Below are 1429 nucleotides of genomic sequence, written 5' to 3' on the forward strand. Positions count from 1 at the left end.
CTAGATGGCGGCTGGAAGCTGTCCGAGGACGCGGGTTCATGCCACCGCGCCCGGATTATCGGCTGGTGTCGTCAGTCAATCGATGGGTGAGGATAGTCGGGCTGGGCAGCGGCCTCACCGCATGCCCGATCTTGCGCGCAGGCGAGCCACGCAAATTCCCCGTAACCTAGCGATTTCAATCGCTTGGAAAGGGGGTGGTGCCCAGGAAAGGACTCGAACCTTCACGGCCGTTAAGCCACTGGCACCTGAAGCCAGCGCGTCTACCAATTCCGCCACCTGGGCATGTGGAGCGGCTTAGTAAGGATCGGTTACGCGCTTGTCAAATTCGCGATTGGAAATTCAAATAGCCTGTACAGGATTGGGCTGATGGCGTATCGCCAAACCACTAACTCCCCCGAATAGTTCTCGAATCCGGCAGGAATGGACCTCATGGCATCGAACCTGGAAACGCTCGTCACGGTATTCGGCGGATCGGGTTTTCTGGGACGGAATGTGGTTCGGGCGCTCTGCAAGCGCGATTACCGCGTGCGAGTCGCGGTGCGGCGGCCTGAACTGGCCGGCCATCTGCAGCCGCTCGGCCGCGTCGGCCAGGTTCATGCCGTCCAGGCCAATGTCCGCTACCCGGCCTCGGTCGAGGCCGCGATGCGTGATTCGCAGATCGCCATCAATCTGGTCGGCATTCTGGCCGAAGGCGGCGGGCAGACGTTTGATGCGGTGCAGGTGAAGGGCGCCGAGACCATCGCCAGGGCGGCGGCCGCCAACGGCGCCCGCATGGTCCATGTCTCGGCGATCGGCGCCGACGAGAATTCGCTGTCGGGCTATTTCCGCGCCAAGGCCGAAGGTGAGAAGGCAGTACAGGCGGCCTTGCCGTCGGCCACCATCATGCGGCCGTCGCTGCTGTTCGGGCCCGAGGATCAGTTCACCAATCGCTTTGGGGCGCTGGCGCGGATGTCGCCGGTGCTGCCGCTGGTCGGCGGCGGGGTCAACACGGTGCAGCCGGCCTATGTCGCCGACGTCGCCGACGCCGTGGCGGATGCCGTCGACGGCAAGGCGAAGGCGGGCGCAACCTACGAGCTCGGCGGCCCGGAAGTGCTGACGATGCGCGAGATCATGGAGATCATCCTCCAGATCACCCAGCGCGATCGCATGCTGGCGCCGCTGCCGTTCGGCCTCGCCAAGCTCCAGTCGTATGTCCTGCAATTCGCCCCGGGCCCCTTCACACTGACCCCGGACCAGGTCGCGATGCTGCGCACGGACAACGTGGTGTCCGACGCCGCCAAGGCTGCCGGGCTGACCTTCGCGGGCCTCGGCATCACGCCCGATTCGATGGAAGCGATCGCCCCGCAATATCTCTGGCGCTTCCGCGCGACCGGGCAGTTCCAGAAGAAGAGCGCGTGAGTCTATCCACTCGTCGTCCGGGCGAAAGCCG

The 1429-nt window shown here is 64.8% G+C and carries 1 protein-coding gene and 1 tRNA gene; one reads left to right on the forward strand and one right to left on the reverse strand.

Annotated features, from left to right (window positions below):
- Positions 1–195 precede the first annotated feature (195 nt).
- Positions 196–282: transfer RNA gene (locus H8A95_RS43010), tRNA-Leu, on the reverse strand.
- A 147-nt stretch (positions 283–429) separates the two neighbouring features.
- Here H8A95_RS43010 and H8A95_RS43015 point away from each other — a divergent pair.
- Positions 430–1398 carry a complex I NDUFA9 subunit family protein gene (locus tag H8A95_RS43015; RefSeq protein WP_229188447.1) on the forward strand — a complete coding sequence of 323 codons (969 nt, stop codon included), beginning with the start codon at positions 430–432 and terminating at the stop codon, positions 1396–1398.
- The last annotated feature ends 31 nt before the right edge of the window (positions 1399–1429 follow it).

This window comes from Bradyrhizobium oropedii, from assembly GCF_020889685.1.
Lineage (GTDB): Bacteria > Pseudomonadota > Alphaproteobacteria > Rhizobiales > Xanthobacteraceae > Bradyrhizobium > Bradyrhizobium oropedii.

Excerpts from the sequence above, each read along its gene's own strand:
- H8A95_RS43015 (WP_229188447.1), top strand. The coding sequence starts at position 430 with ATGGCATCGAACCTGGAAACGCTCGTCACGGTATTCGGCGGATCGGGT.